The sequence below is a fragment of the Citrobacter sp. wls826 genome (genome assembly GCF_005281245.1).
Lineage (GTDB): Bacteria > Pseudomonadota > Gammaproteobacteria > Enterobacterales > Enterobacteriaceae > Citrobacter > Citrobacter braakii.
The window spans coordinates 74,638-77,511 of sequence record NZ_SZWS01000041.1; the positions used below are offsets into that span (position 1 = coordinate 74,638).

The 2,874-nt window shown below is 56.4% G+C and carries 4 protein-coding genes; 1 reads left to right on the top strand and 3 read right to left on the bottom strand.

Annotated features, from left to right (window positions below; all coding sequences use genetic code 11):
* Both FDW87_RS09325 and FDW87_RS09330 read right to left on the bottom strand, forming a co-directional pair.
* On the bottom strand, positions 1–673 hold a 673-nt coding region (locus FDW87_RS09325), incomplete at its 3' end, for an LrgB family protein (RefSeq protein ID WP_137379688.1).
* On the bottom strand, positions 666–1,076 hold the full coding sequence (locus FDW87_RS09330) for a CidA/LrgA family protein (protein WP_065554808.1): 411 nt from the start codon (positions 1,074–1,076) through the stop codon (positions 666–668). The genes FDW87_RS09325 and FDW87_RS09330, both read right to left, overlap by 8 nt.
* A gap of 101 nt (positions 1,077–1,177) precedes the next feature.
* Here FDW87_RS09330 and FDW87_RS09335 point away from each other — a divergent pair, with 101 nt between their 5' ends.
* Entirely contained in the window at positions 1,178–2,068 is an 891-nt protein-coding gene (locus tag FDW87_RS09335) for a LysR family transcriptional regulator (protein ID WP_016155366.1), read from the top strand.
* Between the two features lie 84 nt (positions 2,069–2,152).
* Here FDW87_RS09335 and FDW87_RS22195 read toward each other — a convergent pair.
* Positions 2,153–2,874, bottom strand: a 722-nt coding sequence (locus FDW87_RS22195) for a Na+/H+ antiporter (RefSeq protein WP_252363088.1), incomplete at its 5' end; no start/stop codon positions are given.

The following is a 2,874-nucleotide window of genomic DNA, read 5'->3' on the forward strand; positions in this document are numbered from 1 at the left end:
CGACCAGCGGTGCCACCAGCACCATCACCACGCCGGAAAGCATCATCACCAGGCTGGCGACCACGCCCTCCTGCTGGCCGAGCTCATAAGAGCGCGCCGTGCCCGCACCATGCGAGGCTGCGCCAAATCCTGCGCCTTTCGCCATCCCTTCCCGAATAGAAAGCCGTAAAAACAGTACATCGCCAACCGCCATACCGAATACACCGGTCACTACCACGAACAATGCCACCAGGTCTGGTTGCCCGCCCAACGGCTCTGCTGCTGCCAGCGCAAACGGCGTGGTGACGGAGCGCACCGCCAGGCTACGCTGGATTTCATCAGGCAACATAAACAGACGCGCCAGCCACACGGAACTGGTAACGGCCACCAGCGTTGCCGTCAGCACGCCCGCCGTCAGTGACATCCAGTGCCGCTTAATCACGGCAAGGTTGTCATAAACCGGAACGGCAAAAGCGATGGTCGCAGGGCCTAACAGCCACAGCAGCCAGTGCGATTCACCAATATAGTTTTGCCAGGAGATATGCCCGAAGACCAGCATCAGGACCAGCAGCGCCGGGGTGAACACTAACGGCATCAGCGGTAATTTACGAAAACGGCGATACAGGCGCTTGTTGGCAAAATAGATGCCCAGCGTAATCACCAGACACAGCACGCTTAGCTGGAAATTACTCACGGTTTAGCCTGCTCATTTCATAGCGATACACTCTATCCACGACCCATGCCGTTGCGCCAAGCACCATCAACGTACTTAGCGCAATGACGGCAAATATGCGCCAACCATCGACCAACAACAGCTGCGTATAGTTGACGACAGCCACCACCGCCGGAACAAAAAACAGCAACATTTCAGCCAGTAACCAGCGAGCGCCTGCGCGAATCCAGTTCAGCGGGATAACCCGGCAGACAATCAGCGCCAACATCAGCACCATCCCAACCAGGTTGGCAGGAAGCGGCAGATGCAACCAGGAGACAAGATATTGAGCAAATACAAATAGACCTGCGTACAACAGAACCTGAACGGGGATCTGGAGTCGATGAATAACGGCAGGCGTCACGCGGCTTATCGCCACAGCCATGAGGGTATGTCCTTAAAAAATAGAGAGCGCCAGTATAGAGAGCCCCCGTCCAGGACTGAAATGAATTAAACTCATTGCAGGCATAGTCTTAAGGAATAATCATGGATATCAGAACGCTGCGCTATTTTGTTGAGGTGGTTCGTCAGCAGAGCTTTACCCGCGCAGCGGAGAAGCTTTTTGTCACCCAGCCCACCATCAGCAAGATGTTGAAGAACCTTGAAGACGAGCTTAACTGCACGCTGTTAATCCGCGACGGTCGGCGACTCCTGTTAACCGACACCGGACAGGTTGTTTTCGAACGCGGCCTGGCGATCCTCGCCGAGTTTCGCCAGCTCGAAGCAGAACTCAGCGACATTAATCACCTCAACAAGGGAGTGCTGCGCCTCGGCATCCCCCCCATGGTCGGTATGTTGATGGCCGGGCCTATCAGCCTGTTTCGCCAGCGCTATCCCGGCGTTGAACTGAAGGTGTCTGAATTTGGAGGCTTAACCGTCCAGCAGGCGGTGATGAATGGCGATCTGGATGTCGCGATGACCGCGCTGCCGGTTGAAGAAGAGAGCGGCCTGGCGACCTTACCGCTTTTTAGCCATCCGCTCTGCGTGCTGGTCCCCCGCTCCGGTCAGTGGACAACGTGTGAATCCATTTCCCCCGAGGCGTTAGCGGAGCATCCCCTGCTTATCTATAACGAAGATTTCGCGTTGAGCCGTCAGTTGCTTGAGCTGTTTAACCAGCACAACGTCAAACCCCGCATCGCGGTACGCAGTGGGCAGTGGGATTTTCTGGCGGCGATGGTGCAAGCCGGAGTCGGGATCGCCATTTTACCGGAGCCGATTTGCCAGCGATTGGATAAGCAGACGCTGCGCTGGATCCCTTTGGAGAGTGATTTACGCTGGCAGTTGGGCATGATTTGGCGCGAAGGTGTGTATCTGTCGCACAGCGCCCAGGCGTGGCTCAAATGCTGTGAAGGGTTCTGGCTAACGCAAGAGTCGTAACATGCCGGGTGCGGCTTAACGCTTATCAGACCTACAATTGGATTCCGTAGGCCTGATAAGCGTAGCGCCATCAGGCACAACCGTTTATTCGTTCTCGATCAACAGCGCTTCCAGCAAATCCAGATCGTGCAGCAGTTTTTGCAGCGTCTCATTGCTGATTTCCCGCGTGGCGCGCAGGTGATAAAGTTCCGCGCGCTCGGAGCGCAGGGCCGCCAGACGGAAACGCCGCTCGAGGTTTTCTTCCTGCATCGAGCTTTCTACGTCGTTGCGTCCGTCGGCGCGTCGACGCAGGTTACCGATGACGCGTGAACTCACCTCGGTGAGCAACTGATTGTCGATGTTCTCTTCGGTGTCTGCGGCCAGACGTTCCTCCATTTTCTGGATGGCGACAATCGCCACTTCGGCCGTGGCAGCGCGGGCAATTCGTTCCTCTTTCTGCTGCTGCGAGTGGTCTGCCACTTCCAGGTGTTGCAGCAGAAGCGGCAGCATCACCACGCCAACAAACAGCGAGAACAGAATCACGCCCGCGGCAAGGAAGATCAGCTCATATCGCGCCGGGAAGCCGCTACCATCCGGTAACAGCAGCGGAATGGAGAGCACACCGGCGAGGGTAATGGCCCCACGCACGCCCGCAAAGGAGGCGATCATGATTTCACGCGTCGTCCAGGAACCAAACTCCATCGGCTTTTTCTTCAGGAAGCGCAGGCTAAACTTCTTCATCGTCCACAGCCAGCCAAAACGTACCAGCATCAGCTGGGTTCCGGCGTAATTATTGATGCCGCGAAAGGGTATGTCGTGACCAACAA